Source organism: Vibrio sp. 1401 (assembly GCF_033340295.1).
On record NZ_JAWOWF010000726.1, the window covers coordinates 1 to 546 of the forward strand.

The window sequence follows — 546 nt, forward strand, 5'->3', positions numbered from 1 at the left end:
CGCTTAGACGAAGCGAGTGAACTGGCCCGCCTTGCAGCGCCGGTTTTGCATAGCCGTACGTTACAACCTGTCGCGCAAAGCACGATGGACTTAAGCCTCAAGTGCAGTTATCAACCTGAATCGGGTTCAACGCGTATTGAGCGTGTACTTGCTTCTGGGCGTGGAGCGAAAATCATCACTTCTTTGGATGAGGTATTGTTGATTCAATTGTCCTTTAGACATGGTCATGACTTCAACAAAACCCAAAGTGATGTTTTAAAGTCTCTTCAACGTGCGCAACTCGAGCCACTCTCGTACGAAGCCCAAGCCGATCAGCAAAAATTACGCTTAGCGTACACCGCAGAGATTGCGACAGGTGCGCTGAAGTATCTACAAGATCTTGCGGTTGAAGCTGAAATCAAACTCAAAGAAGGCTATTCACTTGTGGCCGCTGTCGGAGCGGGCGTAACGAAGAATGCCAACCATTGTTTTGGTTTTTACCAAAAATTGAAGCACGCACCAGTTGAATTTGTTTCTGAAACTGAATCAGGTTTAAGCCTAGTTGCG

At 47.3% G+C, this 546-nt stretch carries 1 pseudogene; it reads left to right on the forward strand.

Going from position 1 to position 546, the window contains the following annotated elements:
* Window positions 1-546 (forward strand): annotated as a pseudogene (metL, locus tag R7Z77_RS27815) (bifunctional aspartate kinase/homoserine dehydrogenase II); the annotation flags it as partial.